This is a genomic window from Paenibacillus sp. sg306046, from assembly GCF_059821225.1.
Genome location: NZ_JCAMRT010000004.1, coordinates 149,179 through 170,609, shown reverse-complemented (window position 1 = coordinate 170,609; position 21,431 = coordinate 149,179). Strand labels below are relative to the sequence as shown.

Annotated in this window: 25 protein-coding genes; all 25 read right to left on the bottom strand. The window is 52.7% G+C overall.

Annotated elements, in window-relative coordinates; all coding sequences use genetic code 11:
- Positions 1–2 precede the first annotated feature (2 nt).
- The 25 genes from uppS to AC6ROY_RS05570 all read right to left on the bottom strand — a co-directional run bounded on the left by uppS (position 3) and on the right by AC6ROY_RS05570 (position 21,419).
- A complete protein-coding gene (uppS, locus tag AC6ROY_RS05690; protein ID WP_500099114.1) occupies positions 3–770 on the bottom strand; it encodes an undecaprenyl pyrophosphate synthase in 768 nt (255 codons plus the stop codon).
- Between the two features lie 65 nt (positions 771–835).
- Positions 836–1,393 carry a ribosome recycling factor gene (gene frr / locus AC6ROY_RS05685; protein ID WP_500099113.1) on the bottom strand — a complete coding sequence of 186 codons (558 nt, stop codon included), beginning with the start codon at positions 1,391–1,393 and terminating at the stop codon, positions 836–838.
- A gap of 3 nt (positions 1,394–1,396) precedes the next feature.
- Complete coding sequence (gene pyrH / locus AC6ROY_RS05680) at positions 1,397–2,122, bottom strand: UMP kinase (protein ID WP_500099112.1); 726 nt, start codon at positions 2,120–2,122, stop codon at positions 1,397–1,399.
- Between the two features lie 89 nt (positions 2,123–2,211).
- Positions 2,212–2,862 carry a translation elongation factor Ts gene (tsf, locus tag AC6ROY_RS05675; RefSeq protein WP_500099111.1) on the bottom strand — a complete coding sequence of 217 codons (651 nt, stop codon included), beginning with the start codon at positions 2,860–2,862 and terminating at the stop codon, positions 2,212–2,214.
- Positions 2,863–2,971: 109 nt separating this feature from the next.
- A complete protein-coding gene (gene rpsB / locus AC6ROY_RS05670; RefSeq protein WP_500099110.1) occupies positions 2,972–3,670 on the bottom strand; it encodes a 30S ribosomal protein S2 in 699 nt (232 codons plus the stop codon).
- Between the two features lie 240 nt (positions 3,671–3,910).
- Complete coding sequence (locus AC6ROY_RS05665) at positions 3,911–4,429, bottom strand: hypothetical protein (protein WP_500099109.1); 519 nt, start codon at positions 4,427–4,429, stop codon at positions 3,911–3,913.
- Positions 4,419–5,060, bottom strand: a complete 642-nt coding sequence (locus AC6ROY_RS05660; RefSeq protein WP_500099108.1) for a hypothetical protein — start codon at positions 5,058–5,060, stop codon at positions 4,419–4,421. Before AC6ROY_RS05660 ends, AC6ROY_RS05665 begins: the two co-directional genes overlap by 11 nt.
- 28 nt (positions 5,061–5,088) lie before the next feature.
- Complete coding sequence (locus AC6ROY_RS05655; protein WP_500099106.1) at positions 5,089–5,421, bottom strand: hypothetical protein; 333 nt, start codon at positions 5,419–5,421, stop codon at positions 5,089–5,091.
- A 20-nt stretch (positions 5,422–5,441) separates the two neighbouring features.
- Entirely contained in the window at positions 5,442–6,851 is a 1,410-nt protein-coding gene (locus AC6ROY_RS05650; RefSeq protein WP_500099281.1) for a flagellar assembly protein A, read from the bottom strand.
- Between the two features lie 21 nt (positions 6,852–6,872).
- The gene (locus tag AC6ROY_RS05645; protein ID WP_500099104.1) at positions 6,873–7,655 is read right to left on the bottom strand and encodes a FliA/WhiG family RNA polymerase sigma factor; all 783 of its coding nucleotides are present in this window, start codon (positions 7,653–7,655) and stop codon (positions 6,873–6,875) included.
- 17 nt (positions 7,656–7,672) lie between these two features.
- The gene (locus AC6ROY_RS05640; RefSeq protein ID WP_500099103.1) at positions 7,673–8,107 is read right to left on the bottom strand and encodes a hypothetical protein; all 435 of its coding nucleotides are present in this window, start codon (positions 8,105–8,107) and stop codon (positions 7,673–7,675) included.
- A 2-nt stretch (positions 8,108–8,109) separates the two neighbouring features.
- Positions 8,110–8,604, bottom strand: a complete 495-nt coding sequence (locus tag AC6ROY_RS05635) for a chemotaxis protein CheD (protein WP_500099101.1) — start codon at positions 8,602–8,604, stop codon at positions 8,110–8,112.
- Entirely contained in the window at positions 8,601–9,188 is a 588-nt protein-coding gene (locus tag AC6ROY_RS05630) for a chemotaxis protein CheC (protein WP_500099280.1), read from the bottom strand. The genes AC6ROY_RS05635 and AC6ROY_RS05630 overlap by 4 nt, the downstream gene beginning before the upstream one ends.
- A 38-nt stretch (positions 9,189–9,226) precedes the next feature.
- Positions 9,227–9,688, bottom strand: a complete 462-nt coding sequence (locus tag AC6ROY_RS05625) for a chemotaxis protein CheW (RefSeq protein ID WP_500099100.1) — start codon at positions 9,686–9,688, stop codon at positions 9,227–9,229.
- Positions 9,689–9,735: 47 nt separating this feature from the next.
- Positions 9,736–11,805 (bottom strand): chemotaxis protein CheW, encoded by a 2,070-nt coding sequence (locus AC6ROY_RS05620; protein ID WP_500099099.1) that lies wholly within the window; start codon positions 11,803–11,805, stop codon positions 9,736–9,738.
- Positions 11,806–11,862: 57 nt separating this feature from the next.
- The gene (locus tag AC6ROY_RS05615; protein WP_500099098.1) at positions 11,863–13,020 is read right to left on the bottom strand and encodes a protein-glutamate methylesterase/protein-glutamine glutaminase; all 1,158 of its coding nucleotides are present in this window, start codon (positions 13,018–13,020) and stop codon (positions 11,863–11,865) included.
- 44 nt (positions 13,021–13,064) lie between these two features.
- On the bottom strand, positions 13,065–13,940 hold the full coding sequence (locus tag AC6ROY_RS05610) for a MinD/ParA family protein (protein WP_500099097.1): 876 nt from the start codon (positions 13,938–13,940) through the stop codon (positions 13,065–13,067).
- Positions 13,933–15,312 carry a flagellar biosynthesis GTPase FlhF gene (flhF, locus tag AC6ROY_RS05605; protein WP_500099096.1) on the bottom strand — a complete coding sequence of 460 codons (1,380 nt, stop codon included), beginning with the start codon at positions 15,310–15,312 and terminating at the stop codon, positions 13,933–13,935. The genes AC6ROY_RS05610 and flhF overlap by 8 nt, the downstream gene beginning before the upstream one ends.
- Positions 15,309–17,342 (bottom strand): flagellar biosynthesis protein FlhA, encoded by a 2,034-nt coding sequence (gene flhA / locus AC6ROY_RS05600; RefSeq protein ID WP_500099095.1) that lies wholly within the window; start codon positions 17,340–17,342, stop codon positions 15,309–15,311. Before flhA ends, flhF begins: the two co-directional genes overlap by 4 nt.
- 41 nt (positions 17,343–17,383) lie before the next feature.
- Entirely contained in the window at positions 17,384–18,496 is a 1,113-nt protein-coding gene (gene flhB / locus AC6ROY_RS05595) for a flagellar biosynthesis protein FlhB (RefSeq protein WP_500099094.1), read from the bottom strand.
- Positions 18,497–18,509: 13 nt separating this feature from the next.
- Positions 18,510–19,292 carry a flagellar biosynthetic protein FliR gene (gene fliR, locus AC6ROY_RS05590; RefSeq protein WP_500099093.1) on the bottom strand — a complete coding sequence of 261 codons (783 nt, stop codon included), beginning with the start codon at positions 19,290–19,292 and terminating at the stop codon, positions 18,510–18,512.
- 8 nt (positions 19,293–19,300) lie between these two features.
- Positions 19,301–19,570 carry a flagellar biosynthesis protein FliQ gene (fliQ, locus tag AC6ROY_RS05585; RefSeq protein ID WP_500099092.1) on the bottom strand — a complete coding sequence of 90 codons (270 nt, stop codon included), beginning with the start codon at positions 19,568–19,570 and terminating at the stop codon, positions 19,301–19,303.
- Between the two features lie 20 nt (positions 19,571–19,590).
- On the bottom strand, positions 19,591–20,352 hold the full coding sequence (fliP, locus tag AC6ROY_RS05580) for a flagellar type III secretion system pore protein FliP (protein WP_500099091.1): 762 nt from the start codon (positions 20,350–20,352) through the stop codon (positions 19,591–19,593).
- Entirely contained in the window at positions 20,349–20,819 is a 471-nt protein-coding gene (locus AC6ROY_RS05575; protein WP_500099089.1) for a flagellar biosynthetic protein FliO, read from the bottom strand. Before AC6ROY_RS05575 ends, fliP begins: the two co-directional genes overlap by 4 nt.
- A gap of 237 nt (positions 20,820–21,056) precedes the next feature.
- A complete protein-coding gene (locus AC6ROY_RS05570; protein WP_500099087.1) occupies positions 21,057–21,419 on the bottom strand; it encodes a response regulator in 363 nt (120 codons plus the stop codon).
- Between the last annotated feature and the right edge of the window lie 12 nt (positions 21,420–21,431).

Below are 21,431 nucleotides of genomic sequence, written 5' to 3'. Positions count from 1 at the left end.
CGCTATAAGCCGCCGTATCTGCGGGCACGCCGCTGGTATTCTTGGATTGCTTCGTAGAAATGCTGCTCGCTGAATTCCGGCCAACACAAATCCGTAAACCACAGCTCCGAATAAGCCAGCTGCCACAGCATGAAATTGCTGATCCGCAGCTCGCCGCTCGTACGAATCAGCAGATCCGGGTCCGGCAGCGGATCTGTCAGCAAATAACGCGAGAATGCCGCCTCGTCAATGTCCTCCGGCTGTACCTTGCCGGCTTGCGCATCACGCATCAGCTGCTTTACGCCAGACAACAGCTCTTTGCGGCCGCCATAATTAAGCGCAAAATTGAGAATAAGTCCGTCATTGTGCTTGGTCTGATCAATCGCATCCTGCACAGACTTCAACGTGTAATCCGGCAAATCCTGCGGCCAGCCCGTCATCCGAATCTGTACATTATTGGCAATCAGCTCTTCGATCTCTTTAGGGAAAAACTCAAGCGGCAGCTTCATCAGGTATTCGACTTCTTCCTTCGGCCGTTTCCAGTTCTCAGTCGAGAAAGCGTACATCGTTAACACCTGAACCCCGATGTCATTCGCCGCCATCGTTATTTTTTTCACATTTTTCATACCCGAATGGTGACCAGCAATCCGCGGAAGACCGCGTTTTTGCGCCCATCGGCCGTTGCCGTCCATGATAACAGCCACATGGCTCGGGATGTTATCGGAAGCGAGGCCTTGCGCCGCCTCCGCTTTCTCTGCCTTACTGCCGAACCACTTTACAAATGGTTTCATGCCAATCCTCCATCAGGAAAGACTAAAAGACTAAAAGACCCCTACATTCAGGGGGTCTTTGCCCATTACACTTCCATGATTTCTTTTTCTTTTGCTTGCAGCGTTTTGTCAACTTCAGCAATAAACTTATCCGTGAACTTCTGAATATTTTCCTGGTGGCCGCGCGACTCGTCTTCAGACATTCCCGCTGCCTTCTCCAGCTTCTTGATTTCATCATTTGCATCACGACGAATATTGCGGATGGCTACCTTTGCTTCCTCGCCGGACTTACGGGTCATCTTGACCAGCTCGGTACGGCGTTCTTCGGTCAGCGCAGGAATAATGATCCGGATGCTGCTTCCGTCATTAGACGGGTTCAAGCCCAAATCAGACTTCAAAATCGCTTTCTCAATCGCAGCCATCGAGCTTTTGTCCCAAGGCTGAATCATCAGCGTGCGGGAATCCGGCGTATTGATGTTCGCCAGCTGGTTAACCGGCGTCATCGCGCCGTAGTATTCAACCTGAATCCGGTCCAGCAGCGCCGGCGTCGCACGGCCTGCGCGCAGCGACAGCAGTTCTTTTTTCAGCGAAGCGATGGCTTTGTCCATCCGCTCTTCGGCATTTTTTTTAATCGTTTGCGGCATTGGCTATACACTCCCTTTTACGATCGTGCCGATCTTCTCTCCAACGACGACACGCTTGATATTGCCGCTTTCCGTAATCGAAAAGACAATCAGCGGGATATTGTTATCCATACATAACGAAGAAGCGGTTGAATCCATAACGCCAAGGTTTTTGTTGAGCACCTCGAGATAAGTCAACGTTTCGAACTTTACAGCACTCGGATCTTTGAACGGATCGGCCGAATAAACGCCATCCACTTTGTTTTTCGCCATCAGGATCACTTCCGCTTCAATCTCAGCGGCGCGAAGCGCAGCGGTCGTATCCGTCGAGAAAAACGGATTACCCGTGCCTGCGGCGAAAATGACGACACGGCCCTTCTCCAGATGCCGAATCGCTCTGCGGCGAATGTAAGGCTCCGCCACCTGCTGCATATTTATGGAGGATTGCACGCGTGTCGGAACGCCGATCGTCTCCAGCGCGTCTTGGAGGGCCAGGGAGTTCATCACTGTGGCGAGCATACCCATGTAATCGGCGGTCGCCCGATCAATTCCTTTCGCGCTGCCGGCGATTCCTCTCCAGATGTTGCCGCCGCCTACGACGATAGCAACTTCCACTTGAAGATCGGTCACTTCTTTCACCTGCTGCGCAATGGAACTGATCATCTCCGAATCAATCCCGTAGCCTTGCTGTCCCGCCAAGGCCTCACCGCTTAATTTCAATACGACTCTTTTAAACTTCGGGCGTTCCAAAGCCACATACCTCCCTTTCATTAAAGCACATTTCCCGTACTTAACAAACAGGGAACACGCCGGTGTCCCCTGTTTGACTTGCATATGGCTTACAAATTGACTTGGCTCATAACTTCTTCAGCGAAGTTTTCTTGTTTCTTTTCAAGGCCTTCGCCCAGCTCGTAACGAACGAAGCGGCGGATCGAGAGGTTTTCGCCGATTGTGGCGATTTTTTCTTTCAATACTTGCTCAACCGTTTTGTCCGGATCTTTGATGAACGGCTGCTCAAGCAAGCAATATTCTTCGTAGTATTTAGCCAGACGGCCTTCCACGATTTTTTCAACGATTTTCTCAGGCTTGCCTTCGTTCAAAGCCTGATTTGTCAAAATTTCGCGTTCTTTGTCAAGCGCTTCTTGAGGAACTTCGTCACGGCGCAGGAACTTAGGATTCGAAGCGGCAATGTGCAAAGCAACATCGCGTACGAACGTTCTGAACTGCTCGTTTTTCGCTACGAAGTCTGTTTCGCTGTTAACTTCAACCAGTACGCCGATTTTACCGCCAGCGTGGATGTAGGACTCGATCATGCCTTCCGTTGCAACACGGTCGGATTTTTTAGCCGCAGCGGCCAACCCTTTTTCACGCAGAAGCTCGGAAGCTTTCGTCAGATCGCCGTTTGCTTCCTCAAGCGCTTTTTTACAATCGAGCATACCTGCTCCTGTTTTTTCACGCAATTCTTTTACTGCTGCTGCAGTTACTGCCATCGTTAGGGCCTCCTTAGAGTTCTTTTCTGAAACTACACCTTAAAAAAAGGGCGGTGAAAGGATTTTGCACCTTTGAACCACCCTTTTCGTATTCGTACGTGTATGTGGATTAAGCTGTTGTTTGCTCGCCTTGTTGAGCTTCGATAACAGCGTCAGCCATTTTGGCTGTCAACAATTTAACCGCGCGGATCGCATCGTCGTTACCAGGAATGACGTAGTCGATTTCGTCCGGATCGCAGTTTGTATCAACGATACCGACGATTGGAATACCAAGCTTGCGAGCTTCAGCAACAGCGATCCGCTCTTTGCGAGGGTCGATGATAAACAACGCGCTTGGCAAACCTTTCATATGTTTGATACCGCCAAGGAATTTCTCCAGGCGATCTTTTTCTTTGCGAAGAATGATAACTTCTTTCTTAGGAAGAACGTCGAACGTGCCGTCCGTTTCCCATTTGTCCAGCTCATGCAGACGGTTGATCCGCTGTTGAATCGTGGAGAAGTTAGTCAGCGTGCCGCCCAACCAGCGTTGGTTGATGTAGAACTGACCGCTGCGCTCTGCTTCTTCTTTCACTGAATCTTGAGCTTGCTTTTTCGTACCAACGAACAAAATCGTTCCGTTGTCCTCGGCTACAGATCTGACGAAGTTATAAGCTTCCTCAACCTTTTTAACCGTTTTTTGCAGGTCGATAATATAAATTCCGTTTCTTTCGGTGAAGATGTAACGATCCATTTTAGGGTTCCAGCGACGGGTTTGGTGACCGAAGTGTACACCAGCCTCGAGCAGCTGTTTCATGGAGATTACTGCCATCCTCACGCACCTCCTCAAATATAGTTGTTTTTGGTACCTCCGCGCGATATCATCTTCACAGTGAAACTTCCAGATTATTGACGAAGCTGTCGTCGAATCGACACCTCTCGGCAACGCGGAAGCACCCTCACTGGAATTCATCGGCGTGTGGATTTTTACACCGTGGATTACTATACCATAAGTCGCATAAGGTTGCAACCAATACGTCCAATCGTCACAATCAAACAAATTCAGCCCGGTTTATTTGACCGTTAGCCCCGTTATAATTTGCTCCAGCGATTGCGGTCCTTTGAACTGATGCGCCCCGGTAATCAGGCTGCCGGACAGCCGGCGCTTGTACATCTCATTCTCGAACGCTTTTTTGTCCGCAATCAGGCCGCTTTTGACGAGCAGATCGGACACTTGCCACAGCACCATGCCGCTTTGGATGTAAATCATCGTCTCTTTCTCGGCTTGGACGGGCTTCTGCTGTGCTTGCTGCTCGGCAAGCCGCTGCTGGATCAGCTCGTCCACCTGAGGCTGGAGATACACCTTTGCGTCCTTCTCATACACCTGAAAATAAACGGCCGCGGCTTCCTTCAGCTGGTCGCGGGTCAACGGCTCTGCGGCGGGACGGGCATCGCCCCCGCTCCCACTTCCGTTCAGCTCCTCCGTCGTCAGCGGACTGACGCTTGGAGCGGCATTCATAAGCTGCAGCAGCACAGCGCCGGCAATCAAGCCGCTGCCGAGCCCGTAGAAAAGCGATTTTTTATTCGACATCCGCGCCTTCCTCCTGTTTCGCAAGCTGCAGGATCAGCGAGATTTCGCCTTTGTTGATGCCCAGCTTCTTCGCAATTGCATCCGTCGATTTGCCTTGGGCATGCAGTTGAAAAAGCTCGCTGTAGCGCTGGCGGATGTTCATCGGGCGGTCGCGGCTTTCCTGCGGCTCAGCCTCACTGGCCTGCTCCTCCGAAAAGCCGGCTGCCGCCGCCGCTGGCTGCGCCTCACGCCCTGGAGCAGCTGCTTCGCCAGCCAGCGCCTGGCTTTGGCTGCTTTGCCGAGACTCCGGCACGGTGTCCTGAACGTTCACCTGCTGCTTCTGGATCTGTTCCGTCACGAAGCCTACCCGGCTCAGCTCGGACTGAAGCTGCTGATTATGCTTTTCCAGCGTTTCGACCCGAACAGCCAGCTTCGCCGCATGGGTTTCGTAGTCTTTTCGAGTGTCTGAAAAAAGCTGGACAATCGCCTTGTTCTGCTCCTCAAGCTCCACCGCAAAATGATCCATCGCATGCTCCACTTCCTTCATGACGCCGGGCGTTTCCTTGGAGGCTTCCTGCGCCTTAGGCAGCAAGCGGGCATACACGATCAGCAGCAGACCAAACAGCACGATATAAATCCACGGTTGATTCAAAGCTATCACCTAATTTCACTGCAAGTAGTCAAAGCGAGATGTCGATATGATGTCCCTTGAAGGGGTGACCGTCATGAGGGGCCGGGCCTGCGCTGTCCGCCTTCGCTTTGCCGGACCGGGCAGAGGCCGCGGCCCCGCGCTTCCCCTCGCCCTCCTCGCGTCCGCCATCCGGGTCGGCAGCCGTCCGGGCGGCTTCCGCTGTCTTCGCGCTAATTCGGCGCTCCTGCACCAGCTGCTTTTCCGACTCCTGCGACAACGCAGCCTGATCGTGCACAGGCTTATGGATCAATTGCTGCTGCTTCAGCCCGACCTCATCATTTTTATGAAGAGCAAATTGCATTTCAACGGCTTTCATGCTCATGCGGCTTCCCTCCCGGTCCGTTATTGAATCGGCAGCATCGCAATATCGCCGTCCACCAGCTGAAACCTGACCCGTGGCGACGTATCCTTTATAAACCTGGTATACCGGCCGATGACGATTTTCGTACCGCTAAACACATTCCCGATCACTTCCACCTTCGCCAGCTCGGAATCCTCCAGCGATTTCTCGATCTCCAGAATGCGCTCCTTGGCGCTCGACACCTCTTCCGCCACTTGCTTCTTCGTATGGTTAAGCTTGATGCGCAGCCCAACCTTGTCCGGCGTCAGCTGTCCCGCAGCGGCCAGCTGGTCGAGCAGCACTAGCGCCTTATCCGTCTTTTCATAGTTGTCATTGAGCGCTCTCAAGCTTTCGCGCAGCTGCTTCAATTCATTGCGCAGCTCCGGCAGCACGCCAACCTCGATCGACGTAACCGTTGACATCGCATTGCCGATCGTCCGACCGACGACCGATTCGCCCGCTTGAATTTGCCCGCCGACGATCAGCCCCTTGGCGCCCTTACAGAGAACAAACCGGCCGGCGCGGATATTGGAGTGCATAATGCTCTGATTGGCCTGCACTTCCTCTCCCGCTTCAACCGTAGCATCCTGGATGAAGGAGCACTTCACCCGTTTGCCGGCACGGATAACCGCTTTATTGTGCCCCAAAATCCCGGCATTTATTTCAATGGAGCCGCCCGCCTCAAGGTCAGCCCCATCCACATTTCCGGTAATGCGAATGTCGCCCGCTGCCTTGATCCGGAAGCCTGGCAGCGCATTGCCGCGAATGACGACTGAGCCGACAAAATCAATGTTGCCGACATTGTAATCGACATCGCCATTCACCTCGAAGATCGGAAACACGTTGATTTTTTCACGTTCCGTTTTGGTGACCATGCCGTCAATAGCTGCATACATCGCGAGCTGCTCGGTATCCATGACGACATTTTTACCCGGCTTGAACCGGGCTTCCTTGCCGTCCTTGGCAAACAGCGCTTCCCCGGTAACCGCTCTTCCCGGCGTCCCTGTCTCAGCAGGAATACGCTCCGCGATCAGCTGTCCCTTGCGTACATTATGAATCGCCGTTACTTCTTTATAGTCAACCTTCCCGTCCTCCATCTCCGCTGGCTTTTTCGTTTGATCATTCAGGTTAAATGACATCACGATTTTGCCATCGGCCCCATTGCGGGGCGCTTCCCCGGTCGCGAGAACCGTGTTGGTGTAGAAGAACGCGGATGGATCTTTCACGATTTCCAGTAATTTCGCTTGATCAATGCCATGTACAATATGATACGTTTTCAGCAGCTCTTCCAGCTGCTCGAGCGTAACCGTAAACCGTTCATCACAATTCGTGAACTTCAAACATGCTGTCAATTTATCATCAGACAATACCACGTCTAAGTAGTAGCTTAACGGCATCGTCATTTCACCCATCATAATCCCCGCTTCCTTGCTTTAGTCTTGAAAAAGTTGCGACTTGTGACGACTCAGGGAGCCTCGCAACCGCAAAATTGCTTTGGAGTGCAATTGCGAGATTCTGGATGGGGAAAGACTCATGACCTCCGCAATTTCACTTAGCGAAAGCTCTTCATAATAAAAAAGGGAAACGACCGTTCTTTCTTTTTCCGTCAGACGTTCAATCGCCTGCGCCAGCGTATCCTTCAAATAAACATCATGAACCGTGGACTCCGGGTTTTTCGCTTTCTCGTCAATCAGAATGGACAGGCGTGTCTCCGCCTCTTCCTCGCGAATCGGGTCATCGACCGAGCAGATCGTCGTCACTGCGATGTCCTGCACCATCTGCTGAAAGTCGCTCTCGCTGATCTGCAAATATTCGCTCATCTCGGCATCCGTTACGGAGCGCAAATAGCGCTGCTCCAGCTTCTGGTAGCCTTCTTCGATTTTTTTCGCTTTTTCCCGGACTGAACGCGGGACCCAGTCACCTTGGCGCAAACCATCAATCATCGCGCCGCGGATGCGCCAGGAGGCGTAGGTCTCGAACTGCAGACCTCGTTCGTAATCGAATTTCTCGATCGCATCAATCAGCCCCATGACGCCGTAGCTCGTCAGGTCGTCCTTGGAGACGTTTTTGGGCAGCCCGATGGACAGACGGCCGGACACATAATCAACAAGCGGCAAGTAGGTTTCAATCAGCGTACGTTTTGCGTCCAGCTGCCGTTCCTCTCTCCACTGCTTCCATTTATCCATATTCGCCAAATGCGATTTTTGCCCGATCATGAAGGATTCACCAACCTTTACTCTTCAGTCATTCGACGAAGCGCCTGCGCCATTTCCTGAGACGTTGGCTCCGCTGCATCGCCGGTCTTGGTTGACAGCTTGGGCGGGTTAAGAGGCGCAAACAAAGCTTCCTCCGTTGGCGCAGACTCGTCGATCCGGCCTTTCAGCATCTGATGAAGCTCAGCATCCTGATCCGGCGGGGTAATGGCGTCGAAGGCGGTTCCTCGATCGAAATCCGCCTCTTCCTCCGGCTCAGGCTTGCCAACCTGGCCGATAGCGAATACCGTACCAAGCAACCAGCGGCAAGCAAAAACCAGAGCAAACAAAATCGCAAAGCTGTAACAGCTTCTGAGAAGCGTTGTCAGCCAGATGTTATTCCCGATTGACATTGCGAAGGTCATCATAAACGCAATGCCGCCGATCATAAAGTTCCATTTGATTGATCCGATCATGGCTACAATTCCTTCACTCCGTGTTGAACGCTGCGGATAAGAAGCATCCCTGTCTCACAGTCAAATTCGATCGTTCTGCCATAGTTGCCGCCCGTATCCTCAGCCACAACCGGGATCCGGTAGCGGGCCAGCAGCTCCTTGCAGGATTCGACATTACGCGGACCGATCCGCATCGTCTCCGATTGGCCCCCGAATGCAAACATCTGCGCGCCGCCGGCCATTTTCGCTGACATTCGGCTCGTCTGGGCGCCGAGCTTTTCCATTTGCTTAATCATTTCAGGCAACGCGGTGTCGGCATACTTCGCAATGTTCAGCTTGCCTTCTCTGGCGATTTCAGAGTTGGGCAGCATCACATGCGCCATGCCTGCTACCCTGGCTCTTGCATCGAATAAGGTCAATCCGACGCAAGAGCCCAGTCCTGTCGTTTTCAGCACACCAGTCAGATGGGCAACATTGAGGTCGGCCATCCCGACCTTGATCAAGTTGTCCTGAATCATGGAGTGTGCACTCCCAACGCAATGAAAATTTTCTCAAACGATTCCGGGTCCGGAATCAGGAAGAAGTGGCCCTCCACCTCTTCCTGCCCGTCCAGAAACTTCGTATCAATCAGCAGCGCCTGATCGCCCATTTCGCCGAACTGCAGCAGCCCATAAGCCAAAATCGCTCCGGCCATGTCGATTGCCAAGGAAGGAACCGTCGGCTGCATGTTCAAATTCGTGAAATCAGCGAGCGACGATAAGTAGGAGCCCGCCAAAATATTGCCGATCTCGCTCAACGCGGAAATCTCCATGTCCGTGTAGCCTTCATCGCTCAAGACGTCAATGCCGACCAGATTGTGCAGCAGCCGCTTGGCTGAATCCTGGCTGAGAATAAAAAACAGATTGCCCGGCGTTTCGCCTTCAACACGCAGGAAAATCGCAATGACGACAGCCTCGGCGCCGCCGACGCTGTCCGCGATTTCCTCAAATGCGACCATGCGCACCTTAGGCACCAGCATGTCCACCGGCTTGTCAAGCAGCTTGGACAAGGCAGTTGCCGCATGACCGGCCCCGATATTGCCCACTTCTTTTAAAACGTCCATTTGAAAATCGGCAAACGCATTAAATGCTTCCACGCGGTCTACTCCTCCACGCTTTCGAGCTGCGCAATTTCGCTTTTTCTAAGCACTTCCTGCAGATTCAGCAAAATGAGCAGCCGGTTGTCGCCAACCCGGGCAATGCCGCGCAAATATTTCGCTTTAATGCCGCCCACAATTTCCGGCGGATCATCCACGTGATCCGAGTCCACGTCAATGACGTCATTGGCGGAATCAACAATCAATCCGACCTCGTTGTCGCCAACCGCCACAATAATGATCCGCGTATTGTCCGTATATTCGCCTTCCTCAAAGCCGAAACGTCCGCGCAGGTCAATGACCGGCGTTACGACGCCACGCAGGTTGATGACGCCTTTAACAAAATCCAGCGTTTTCGGCACCCGCGTCATCGGCTGCATCCGCTCGATTGTCTTGACCTTTTCTACCTCGACACCATACTCCTCGTGAGCCAGCGCAAATACGATAACCTTCATTTCCTCTCCCATACTCTCATCCTCCTTCAAAGTGGTTGTACGCGTTCGAGCCTGGCAGATTATTTAATCAATGCATTGGTGTCGATAATCAACGCGACCTGTCCATCGCCCAAAATCGTCGCTCCCGAAGTGGCAAACAGGCTTGTCAAGTATTTGCCCAGCGTTTTGAGGACGATTTCCTGCTGCCCGATAAATTCATCCACGACAAGCGCGGCCATTTTTTCTCCCTTGCGGATGACCACGACCTGGATATCGGACGCACGGTTGTCATCTTCGCCCGGAACATCGAACAAATCAGCCAGCGATACGACCGGAATGACCGAATTGCGGTAATCCACCATATGGCTTCCATGCACCCTGCGGATTTGATCCTTCTTGATAGCCGCCGTTTCGACGATCGAGGTAAGCGGAATCGCGTATTTCTCACCGCGCAGACGAACCAGCATCGCAGAAATAATCGACAGCGTCAGCGGCAGCTGTACCGTCCATTTCGACCCTACGCCATAGGTAGATTCAACCTGGACACGGCCGCCGAGACTTTCGATTTTCGTCTTGACGACATCAAGACCGACGCCCCGACCGGAAATATCGGAAATTTTATCTGCCGTACTGAAGCCGGAAGCAAACAGCAGCAGAAACACTTCGTTGTCCGAGAGGCGAGCCGCCTGCTCCTTCGTCACAACTCCGTTCTGAATCGCCTTGCCCAGCACCTTTTCGCGGTTGATGCCGCGTCCGTTGTCTTCAATTTCGATAAATACATGGTTGCCGCTGTGATACGCCCGCAAATTGATCGTACCCGTCTCCGGCTTGCCTGCCGCAATCCGGTCAGGCGTCGGCTCCAGCCCGTGGTCAACTGCGTTGCGCAGCAAGTGAACGAGCGGGTCGCCGATTTCATCGACAACGGTGCGATCCATTTCGGTTTCCGCCCCGGTAATGATCAGATCGACTTTTTTATCCAGGCTTTTGGCGACGTCACGAATCATCCGCGGGAACCGGTTAAAGACCGTATCTACCGGAACCATTCTGAGCTTCAGCACGATATTTTGCAGGTCGCTGCTAACCCGTGCCATATGCTCGACCGTTTCGGTCAAATCATTTTTGCGGATTTCGCTCGCCAGCTGCTCCAGCCGTACCCGGTCGATCAGCAGCTCGCTGAACAAATTCATCAGCGTATCAAGCCGCTCGATATCAACGCGGATCGTCCGGTTTGCGACAGGCGCGCCTGCTGCTGCCGCCGGCTTTTTCTCCGGAGCTTTAGGCGCAGCCGGCTCGGCGACCGCCACAGCAGCTGCCGTCTCCGCCTGGGCCAGCGCAACTTCAGCCGCTGCTGCCACAGTCACCGCAGGCTTCATTCGTGCGGCCAGCTTTGCACTGTCCAGCACCTCAAGGTCTACCTTCTCAATTTCCGAAACACTGGAAATTTGAGCATGCAGCGCATCCCGGTTCGTATGCGAAATGTAATAGACCGCAAACTTCTGATCGAATTTTTCTTGCTCAATTTCTTCGACAGAAGGCATCGACTTGATCACTTCGCCGTTTTGCTCCAGCACGTTAAATACCATGTACGCCCGCGCCGCCTTCAGCACGCAGTCCGATTTCACGGTTACTTCAATCCAGAATACCGGAATACCTGCCTCAATCGTCTGCTCCAGAATCGACAGCTGGAACTCGTCCAGCTCCGCCGGGGCTGGCTGTACGCTGGCCGCAGCTGCTGGCGAAGCGGCAGCTGCGCCGCCGGCTTTTTTGTATTCGCCGGACACAATCGACTTGAGCGCCGTCACGACAGCCGTCACATCCGCCTTGCCCGTGCCTCCCTGAATAATGTCGTCCACCATCGTTTCGAGCGCATCCAGGCTTTTGAACAAACAATCGAAAATAAACGAATCCATCTTCAGCTTGTTATTGCGGACCAGGTCCAGCACGTTTTCCATTTCGTGGGTGAGCGAGGCGATGTCCTCGAAGCCCATCGTAGCGGACATCCCCTTCAGCGTATGCGCTGAACGAAAGATGTTTTGAACGATACTGATGTCTTCCGGGCTGCTCTCGAGACTCAGCATGTTTTCGTTGATCGCTTGCAGATGGTCCTTCGACTCATCAATAAACATTGAGAGATATTGATTCATCTCCATAAGCACACCTCCGTCGTGTCATAAGAAAGCTTCGGATCTTAAAGTTATGTAGTGCCGTTAAGACAATCCTGCCGTGCCGACAACCGCAATCAGCTTGCCTGCGATGTCCTGCTGGGGCAAGACATGCGTGACTCCTTTCAGTTCTACGGCTGCGCGGGGCATGCCATAGACGATACAAGTGTCTTCCGATTCCGCGATGGTCGTAACGGCTCCCGCATCCAGCAGCGATTTCATCCCTTTGGCTCCATCGGCGCCCATGCCCGTCATGATCACAATATGACGCTTCAGCTCGCGAAAAGGCAGCAGCGATTCAAACAGCACGTCCACAGACGGCCGGTGACCGCCACGGGGCTCATCCTTACTCAGATGAATCCGGTAGCCGTTAGAGCCGTTGCGGGCTACCGCCATATGGAAGCCGCCCGGCGCGACATAAGCGCAGCCATTTTCCAGCACCATGCCGTCCTCCGCTTCCGCCACCTGAAGCCCGGACACCGTGTTCAGGCGCATCGCCAGCGACCTGGTGAAATTCGGCGGCATATGCTGCACGATCACAACGGGCGCTGCCAGTCCGGCCGGAATTTGCGACAGCACCTGATGCAGCGCGCGCGGCCCTCCGGTTGACGTACCAATCGCCACCAGCTGCTGGACAGGACCTGACTTGCGGACAGGCGCAGCCGTTTCTACGCCCGGAGGCGCAGCCATCCGCCGGGGGAGCAGCGGGTTCGCCGGACGCGCAGGCGGCGCGGGCGGAGCAGAAGGCGCTGACAGCCCGCGATCCGGCTGATCCTCGACAACAGTGATACGCTTCATTTTTGTGCGCACCGCTGCATGCAGCTTTTCCAAAATCAGCTTTTTCACCTTATGTAGATCCAGCGAGATGGAACCGGAAGGCTTGCCGACAAAATCAAAGGCGCCCCACTCCAAAGCCTTGATCGTCTCGGTTGCTCCCTCCTGCGTCAAGCTGCTCAGCATGATGACCGGAACCGGGCATTCCTTCATAATGACGCGGAGTGCCTCCAGGCCGTTCATCACAGGCATCTCAATGTCCATCGTCACCGCGTGCGGACGTAACTTCTTGATAAGCTCAATAGCTTCTTTGCCATTTTTGGCCGTACCAGCGACCCGCAATAAAGGATCATCCGATATAAAGTCCGAAATCAGCTTTCGCATAAAAACTGAATCGTCCACGACCAAAACATCATATGGCTGCGGCATAACATCACTCCTCTACGTTGTAAGAAGGTCATGAAGGGGGATAGCTAAGGTTTAATCAGACGAATCATCCGGTTCAGGAAGCCTTTGACCGAAGCCGATTGTTGTTCGGCAGGCAGCTGATTCGCGAGAAAGTCAAAGGTCAGCTCGTTCAGCGACTTCGTGGCCGGACTATCGGGAAAGGCGAGCGTAAACGGCACCTGCTTGCGCACAGCGCGTGATACGGCCTGATCATCCATCACATAGCCAACGGTCGGGATGTCCAGATTCATAAACTGCTTGGCCACCAAGCTGATCTTGTCAGCCGTCTGGCGGCCTTCCTTCCGATCCGTCACCCGGTTGACCACAAGCCGGAACTTCACATCGTGGCCCTCGGCATGAATCATTTTAATGATCGCATAGGCATCCGTAATCGAGGTCGGCTCCGGTGTCGTAACCACAATCGTCTCCTGCGCGGCCAAAATAAATTTCATCGTTTCCTTGGACAAGCCTGCTCCGGTATCAAACAAGATAAAATCCACATGACCGTTCAGCTTGCCGATCTGCTCGGCGAAGTAGTCCAGCTGCTCCTCGGACAAGCGAATCAGGTCATTAAACCCTGAGCCGCCTGCGATAAACTGTACGCCCTGCGGTCCGGTATTGATGATGTCCCACACCGTTTTCTCGCGCTTGAGCAGATGGTACAAGCTGTACCTGGACGTAATGCCCATCAGTACGTCAATATTGGCCAAACCGATGTCAGCGTCGAAGATCAGTACCTTGTAGCCTTTCTGCTGCAGCGTCAAGGCGAAGTTGAGCGTAAAGTTGGACTTGCCGACGCCCCCCTTGCCGCTCGTTACGGTAAGCACCCGGGTCGGCCGTTCGCCATCCAGAACATGTTGACTTCTGAGTAGATTCCGAAGCTTCTGTGCCTGATCACTCATGTTCCCGGTCCTCCAAAATCAGATCAATAATGTGCTGCTCCTGCAAAATCTTAATATCATCCGGCACGCTTTGCCCGTTCGCCACATAGGAGGGCTGCAGGCCGAACTCGCGCAGCAAATTCGGAATCGCTCCGTAGGAGTCGGTTTCATCCATTTTGGTGAACAACACTTTATCCAGCTTGAATTTATTAAAGTTGCTGGTGATGGCCTGCATATCCTTATATTTGGTTGTCAGGCTGAGCACCAGAAACGTTTCGCTTTGTCCATTGGAACGAAGGAGCGCGTTCAGCTCGGACACAAACATCTCATTGCGGAAATTTCGCCCGGCCGTATCCATAAAAATAAGATCGCAATCCTTCAGATTCTCAAAGGCTTTCGTCAAATCAAGTGGCGAAAACACAACCTCCAGCGGCACGTTCAAAATGGTTCCATACGTTTTTAGTTGCTCGACAGCGGCAATCCTGTACGTGTCGGAGGTGATAAAGCCAACCTTTCGCTGATGCTTGAGCACCTGCTCCGCTGCCAGCTTGGCAATCGTTGTCGTTTTTCCGACGCCGGTCGGACCTACAAAATGGGCGATCCTCGTCTCGACCTTAATCGACTTCGCCCCATCCTTGGCAACAATCGCCAGCAGCTGGTTGTGCAAGGAGTGACGGACGAATTCGTCTGTCAGCTCCACCGCTTCGGCTTCCGCTTGCTCGGCAACGACCGCCAGCAGCTCCCGGACCAGCAGCGGGTCGACCTCCTGCTCCAGCAGTCTGCGCTCATAGCGCTCCAGACTCGGATGCTGCCGGACGACTCCGCCCTGCTGCTGCGACAGCTTGAGCATCATGTCCTTCATTTGCTTGATTTCTTCAAGCAGCAAATCTTCCCTTGCGCGCAACACGCCGGCCGCTTGGGTTTGCTGGACAGGAGCAACGGGCGCCGCCGGAGGTGCGACGTGGGCGGCAACCGGCGTCGACGGCAGTACGTCCGGCACATCGGGAAATGACAGCGCCAGCTTCTCCTCGCGGGTCGCGGGGACCGCTGCAGCCGGTACAGGCGCCGGAGCCGACGGTTGCGGTTGCCCGTTTCCGGCGTGAGCTCCATAAGCTGCCGCGACCACAGGCTTGGCGGCTGTGCTCATTGCCGGCATCTGGGCTGCTGCCTGCTGCGGCCGCGCCGGCGACGGTTCGCCCGACTTGCCGCCCGCTCCCGAAGCCGAATTGTCCAAGGCGGCAATCACTTCGATTTTCTTTTTAGAGAACATCCCCATAAAGCCGCCGGTACGAATTTCTTTCGTGTTGATAATTACGGCGTCCTTACCGAGATCGTTGCGAATTTTGAGCATGGCATCCGGCATTGAGTCGACGACGTATCGCTTCACTCTCATAAGTTAACGACCCCCATGCTTTGAATTTCAACGTTTGGCTCCAGCTCGCTGTAAGATAATACCGGAATATCCTGCATCGTCCTCTCCAGCAGCTGGCGCAGATACATCCGAATGGTCGGCGAGGTCAATACGATCGGCTGCTGGCCGGACTGGAGCAGCTTCGTCACCTGATCCGTCACCCGCTGGTAAATCACCTGCGTTGAGGAAGGGTCCAGCGACAAGTAGCTGCCCTGATCGGACTGCTGCACCGACTCGGCGATTTTTTTCTCCAGCATCGGCCCGACCGTAATCACCTTGAGCGAATCGCCGCTTGTCGTATACTGCTGCGTAATTTGACGCGATAGCGCCTGCCGGACATATTCGGTCAATATATCCGGATCCTTGGTATACGTCCCGTAGTCAGCGAGCGTTTCCAGAATCGTAACCAGATCGCGAACCGAAATTTTCTCGCGCAGCAGCTTGACCAGCACCTTTTGCACATCGCCAAGCGACAGCACGTTCGGAATCAGATCGTCAACCAGCGCCGGGTAGCTTTCCCTGACGTTTTCAATCAGCGCCTTCGTCTCCTGACGGCCAAGCAGCTCATGCGCATGCTTCTTAATAATTTCAGTCAGGTGGGTCGCAACGACGGATGGCGGATCGACGACTGTGTAGCCGGACAGCTCCGCGCGCTCCTTCGTCGGCTCATCAATCCACAGCGCCGGAAGGCCGAAGGCCGGCTCCATCGTGTCGATCCCCGTGATCGACTCGTCGTCGAAGCCAGGGCTCATCGCCAAATAGTGACCGAGCAGCAAATCTCCGCGTGCGACAATATTGCCCTTAATTTTGATGATATATTCGTTCGGCCGCAGCTGGATATTGTCTCTGATCCGAATGACTGGAACGACGACTCCAAGCTCCAGCGCACACTGCCTGCGAATCAAAATAATCCGGTCCAGCAGGTCGCCGCCCTGTTGAGTGTCAGCCAGCGGAATAAGCCCGTAGCCGAATTCGAATTCGATCGGGTCGACATTCAGCAGGCTGATTACACTTTCCGGGCTGCGTACTTCCTCGATCTGCTGCTCCTCCTCCAGCTGTACCTCCTGCGCCTGCTTTTTCTGCATCGTCTGTGTCATCCGGTAAGCGGCAAACGCCAGCAAGGCAGCAATCGGAAACGTTGTCCAGAAATGAATCGGCGTAAACAGACCAAGTGCGGTTACTGTACCGGCCGCAATATACAGCAGCTTGGGATACGAAAACAACTGGCCGGTCAAATCATGCGCCAGATTGCCGTCAGAGGCGGCTCTTGTGACGATAATACCGGCCGCAGTCGAAATCAGCAGCGCGGGAATTTGGCTGACGAGACCGTCGCCGATCGTCATGATCGAATATTTTTCGCCGGCTTCCGCGAAGCTCATGCCTTTCATCGCAACGCCGATAATGAGTCCACCGATAATATTGATGATCAGCATGATGATCCCGGCAATCGCATCGCCCTTGACGAATTTGCTGGCGCCGTCCATAGCTCCGTAGAAGTCAGCTTCACGGGATATTTTTTCACGTCGCTCCTTTGCCTGCTGTTCATTAATCATCCCGGCGTTCAAGTCGGCGTCGATGCTCATCTGCTTACCTGGCATCGCATCGAGTGTAAAGCGGGCCGCAACTTCGGCAACGCGCTCGGAACCTTTGGTAATGACGATAAATTGCACAAGCACAAGAATGATAAACACGACGAAGCCGACAACCAGGTTGCCTGCCGCTACAAAAGAACCAAAGGTTTCGACCACATTACCGGCATCCGCATGGGCCAAAATATTCCGGGTGGTAGACACGTTCAGCGCAAGCCTGAACAACGTTGTAATCAGAAGCAGCGACGGAAAAATCGAAAATTGCAGCGCATCGGTCGTATTCATTCCAACCAAAATGATCATAAGCGCCAGCGTAATGTTCATAATGAGCAGAAAGTCCAGCAGCCAAATCGGGAGCGGAACGACCATCATCATAATAATGCCGATGACGCCAATAAGAACGACAAAGTCTTTTACTTTCAATGCCGGTGCCCCCTTTCCATAACATGAGCGCGATGCGCGTCTTAGTTGGCTTTACCTTTCAGCTTGTACACATATGCCAATACTTCAGCCACGGCCTGAAACAGATCAGCGGGAATCGCATCTCCGATTTCCACCTGTGCATACAAAGCGCGGGCGAGCGGTTTATTTTCAATCGTTGTAATGCCATGCTCCTTCGCGACCTGCTTGATCTTCAAAGCCACATAATCCGAGCCTTTGGCAAGTACGGTCGGAGCCTGCATCTTGCTTCCGTCATATTGGAGCGCGACCGCAAAGTGAGTCGGGTTCGTGATGATGACATCGGCCTTAGGCACATCCTGCATCATCCGCTGCATCGCCATGCGCCGCTGTTTTTCCCGAATTTTACCTTTAATCAGAGGATCGCCCTCCGATTTTTTATATTCGTCCTTAATATCCTGCTTGGACATCTTCAAGCTTTTTTCAAATTCATACTTCTGGTACAAATAATCCAGCAACGCCAGGATGATCAGCACCATCCCGATTTTCACGCCAAGCATCAGCGTCAGTGATGCGGTGAAGGACAAAATCTCTTCAAGCGGCAGCTGAGCCAGCTGCATAATATGCTCGCGTTCATTCATCAGCGTCGAGTAAACGATATATCCGATAATCGACATCTTGAGCATCGACTTCAGAAAATCAACGACCGCTCTCATGGAAAACAGCTTTTTGGCGCCCTCGATCGGGTTAAGCTTGCTGAACTTCATCATCAGCGGATCGCCCGTGATCAGGAAGCCGATCTGCAAATAATTTCCGGCGATTGCAATGATGATCGAAATGATAAAAATCGGACCCATAATTAACAGCATCTGCAAGCCAAGCTTTTCAAACAACACCATCACATTATCCGGAGTTGTGTCCAGCAGCAGAAAATCCGTATAAATGGAACGGAACAGGCCAACCAGATGCGTTTTCATAAACCCGCCAAATACAAAAAACGAAAGGAAGGAAAAAAACAGAATAAAGGCAGCAGGCAAATCCATACTTTTGGCAACTTGGCCCTTTTGACGGGCATCCTGCTTTTTTTTAGGCGTTGCGGGCTCCGTTTTTTCCCCGGAAAACAGCTGAAGATCGAGCTGCAAGCGAAAGGTCCGCTTCGCCACATCCCTCTCTTCCATCACGCCATTCCCCCTATCCATTCTGAAACAAGCTGAAGAAGCTCTTGATCGACTCCATCATTTTCGCAAAAATATTCGTAAACAAAAATTCATACCCTGGAAACAACAGCACCAGCATCAGCAGGCCAAGTAAAATTTTGAGCGGCAGCCCAATGACAAAAATATTAAATTGAGGCGCGACTCTCGCCAGCAGTCCGAGACCGACATCCGTTAAAAACATCGCCACGACGATCGGCGCCGCCATCTGGAAACTGAGCGCAAACACCTCGGAAAAGGTTCGCAGCATAAAATCGGAAATTTGCCCGCCATACATGCGCTCGAACAAGGTATTGGACAACGGCACCCATTCATAGCTGCGCATAATGGCTTCCAGCAAATACAGATGACCGTTCAAGCTGAGAAACATCAGCGTAGCAATCATAAACTTCAAATTGCCAAACACCGGACTTTGCATGCCCGTCATCGGATCAATGACGTTCGCAATACCGAACCCCATCTGAATATCAATGAACGAGCCGGCAATCTGCACGACCGTGAAAAACAAATAAGCAATGAAACCCAGACAAAGCCCCACTAAAATCTCCCTGACAATCGCCACAACGTACAGCCCGTCGATCGTCACTCCGGCCTGCGTCCCTGCTCCGGCGAATGCAATCAGCGCCACAAAAAAAGACAAACCAAGCTTGAGCTGCGTAGGAGCATTACGGGCCGAAAAAACAGGCGCTACAAGAAAAAAAGAAGTTACCCGGCAAAATACCAGCATGTAAGCCGGCAAATAAGCTAACATCCACTCCATGCTCCCGGCTACCCGATAAACTTATGCAAGTTATTTAACAGATTGTACGTAAAATCCATCAGTGTGTTTAAAATCCATGGCCCGAACACAAGAATGGACAGCAGCACCAGCACGATTTTCGGTACAAAGGCAAGCGTCTGCTCCTGAATTTGCGTCGTAGCCTGGAATACACTGATGATCAAGCCGGCGACAAGGGCGATCACCATCATCGGAGCGCTGGCCTTGAGTGTTGTGTAGACAGCCTCGCCGGCCAATCGGATAATAAACTCCGTGCTCACGCGAGATTCCTCCTTGCCGGTTATGAGTTGTAGCTAAGCAGCAGCGATCGTACGACAAGATACCAGCCATCTACCAGAATAAACAGCAAAATTTTGAATGGCAATGAAATCATAACAGGCGGGAGCATCATCATCCCCATCGCCATCAATGTTCCGGCTATGACCATATCAATGACCAAGAAAGGGATAAAAATCATAAAGCCCATCTGAAACGCCGTCTTCAGTTCACTGATCGCAAAAGCCGGTACCAGCGCTGTCAGCGGGGTATCGGCCACACCGCTAGGCGGAGGCGCCTTCGTGTAGTCCAAAAACAGCTTCAGGTCTTTCTGTCGGGTATGCTTGAACATAAATTCCTTCATCGAAAGCGATGCCCGCTCTAACGCTACCGTTTGTGTAATTTCGCCCTTGCTGTAAGGCTGAAAGGCGTTTTGGTTAATTTCACCGAAGGTAGGCGCCATAATAAAGAAGGTCAGAAACAACGCAAGTCCAATTAACACCTGATTGGGCGGCATCTGCTGGGTACCAAGCGATGTGCGTACGAAGCCCAGCACAATAATAATCCGGGTAAAGCTCGTCATCAGCACCAAAATAGCCGGCGCGATGCTTAAAATCGTGAGCAGCAGCAAAATCGTCACGGTGGCCGAGCCGTTTGCGGCATCCCCCGAACCGCCGATATCAATGTTGATGCCAGGAATCGGATCGGCGGCCACAGCCTGCCCCGCAAACGAAGCAAATCCCCACACCATAAACAGCAGCACAACTGGTTTTATCCACGTTTTCATGACTTGTCCTTCGATTGCTCTGAATTATGATCCTGCTGGAGCAATTCCTCTACGAGCTTTCTGCGATCCGTCATTTTGCTTTGGAACACTTGCTGGAACGAAGGATTATCGACATCCAGCTCTTCCTCGACGTCAGGCTTCTTCCGCCGGCCCTTGATCCAATCGCCGATGGACTGCAATCCAGGACTGACTATCGTTGTTCCAATAGACATCCCGTCTCGAATCGCCCTGATTTCCTGCTCATCAGTCACCTTCTCCAGCAGCTGTACATCTTCTCCAACACCGACGATGTAAAGCGCGGAGCCGATCTCCACGACCTGAATCGACTTGTTCGGACCGAGAGGCAGACCGCCCAGGGAGCGGGCCGCCCGTCCGGAGAACACCTTATTTTTTTGAGCGATGATCTTCATAATGACGAAGAACATGACGATAATAACAATGAGAAAAAAGATAACCTTCACAATCATTCCAAAGGTGTCCCCTGCCTGGTACAAGGAATCCGGTGAGTCAAAAGGACTCGAACCGGGCGTCTCCGTCCCTGCTTCCCCGTAACAAACAGCAGTGAACAGCCCTGTTTGTAACCATACGACGAAACTGGCAAGCAACGTCTTGGTTGCGAGTCTCTTCAATGTTCACATTCCCTTCAGTTTGTTTGAAAGCTGCATCGCCGTTGCTTCTGTAGACCTGAGGAAACGCTCAGCTGATTAGCCAAGCGTCTTTTTGATCGCCTCGATAACACGGTCTGCCTGGAACGGCTTCACGATAAAGTCCTTGGCGCCGGCTTGAATAGCGTCAATAACCATCGCCTGCTGACCCATTGCGGAGCACATGATGACCTTGGCATTTCCATCAATTTTCTTGATTTCTTTCAGAGCCTGAATCCCATCCATTTCCGGCATGGTGATGTCCATCGTAATCAGATCGGGACGAAGTTCTTTAAATTTCTCAATCGCCTGAGCACCGTCATTTCCTTCTCCTACGACTTCATAGCCGTTTTTCGTCAGAATATCACGGATCATCATTCTCATAAATGCTGCATCGTCTACAATCAAAATTCGGTTTGCCATGGGTTCAAATCC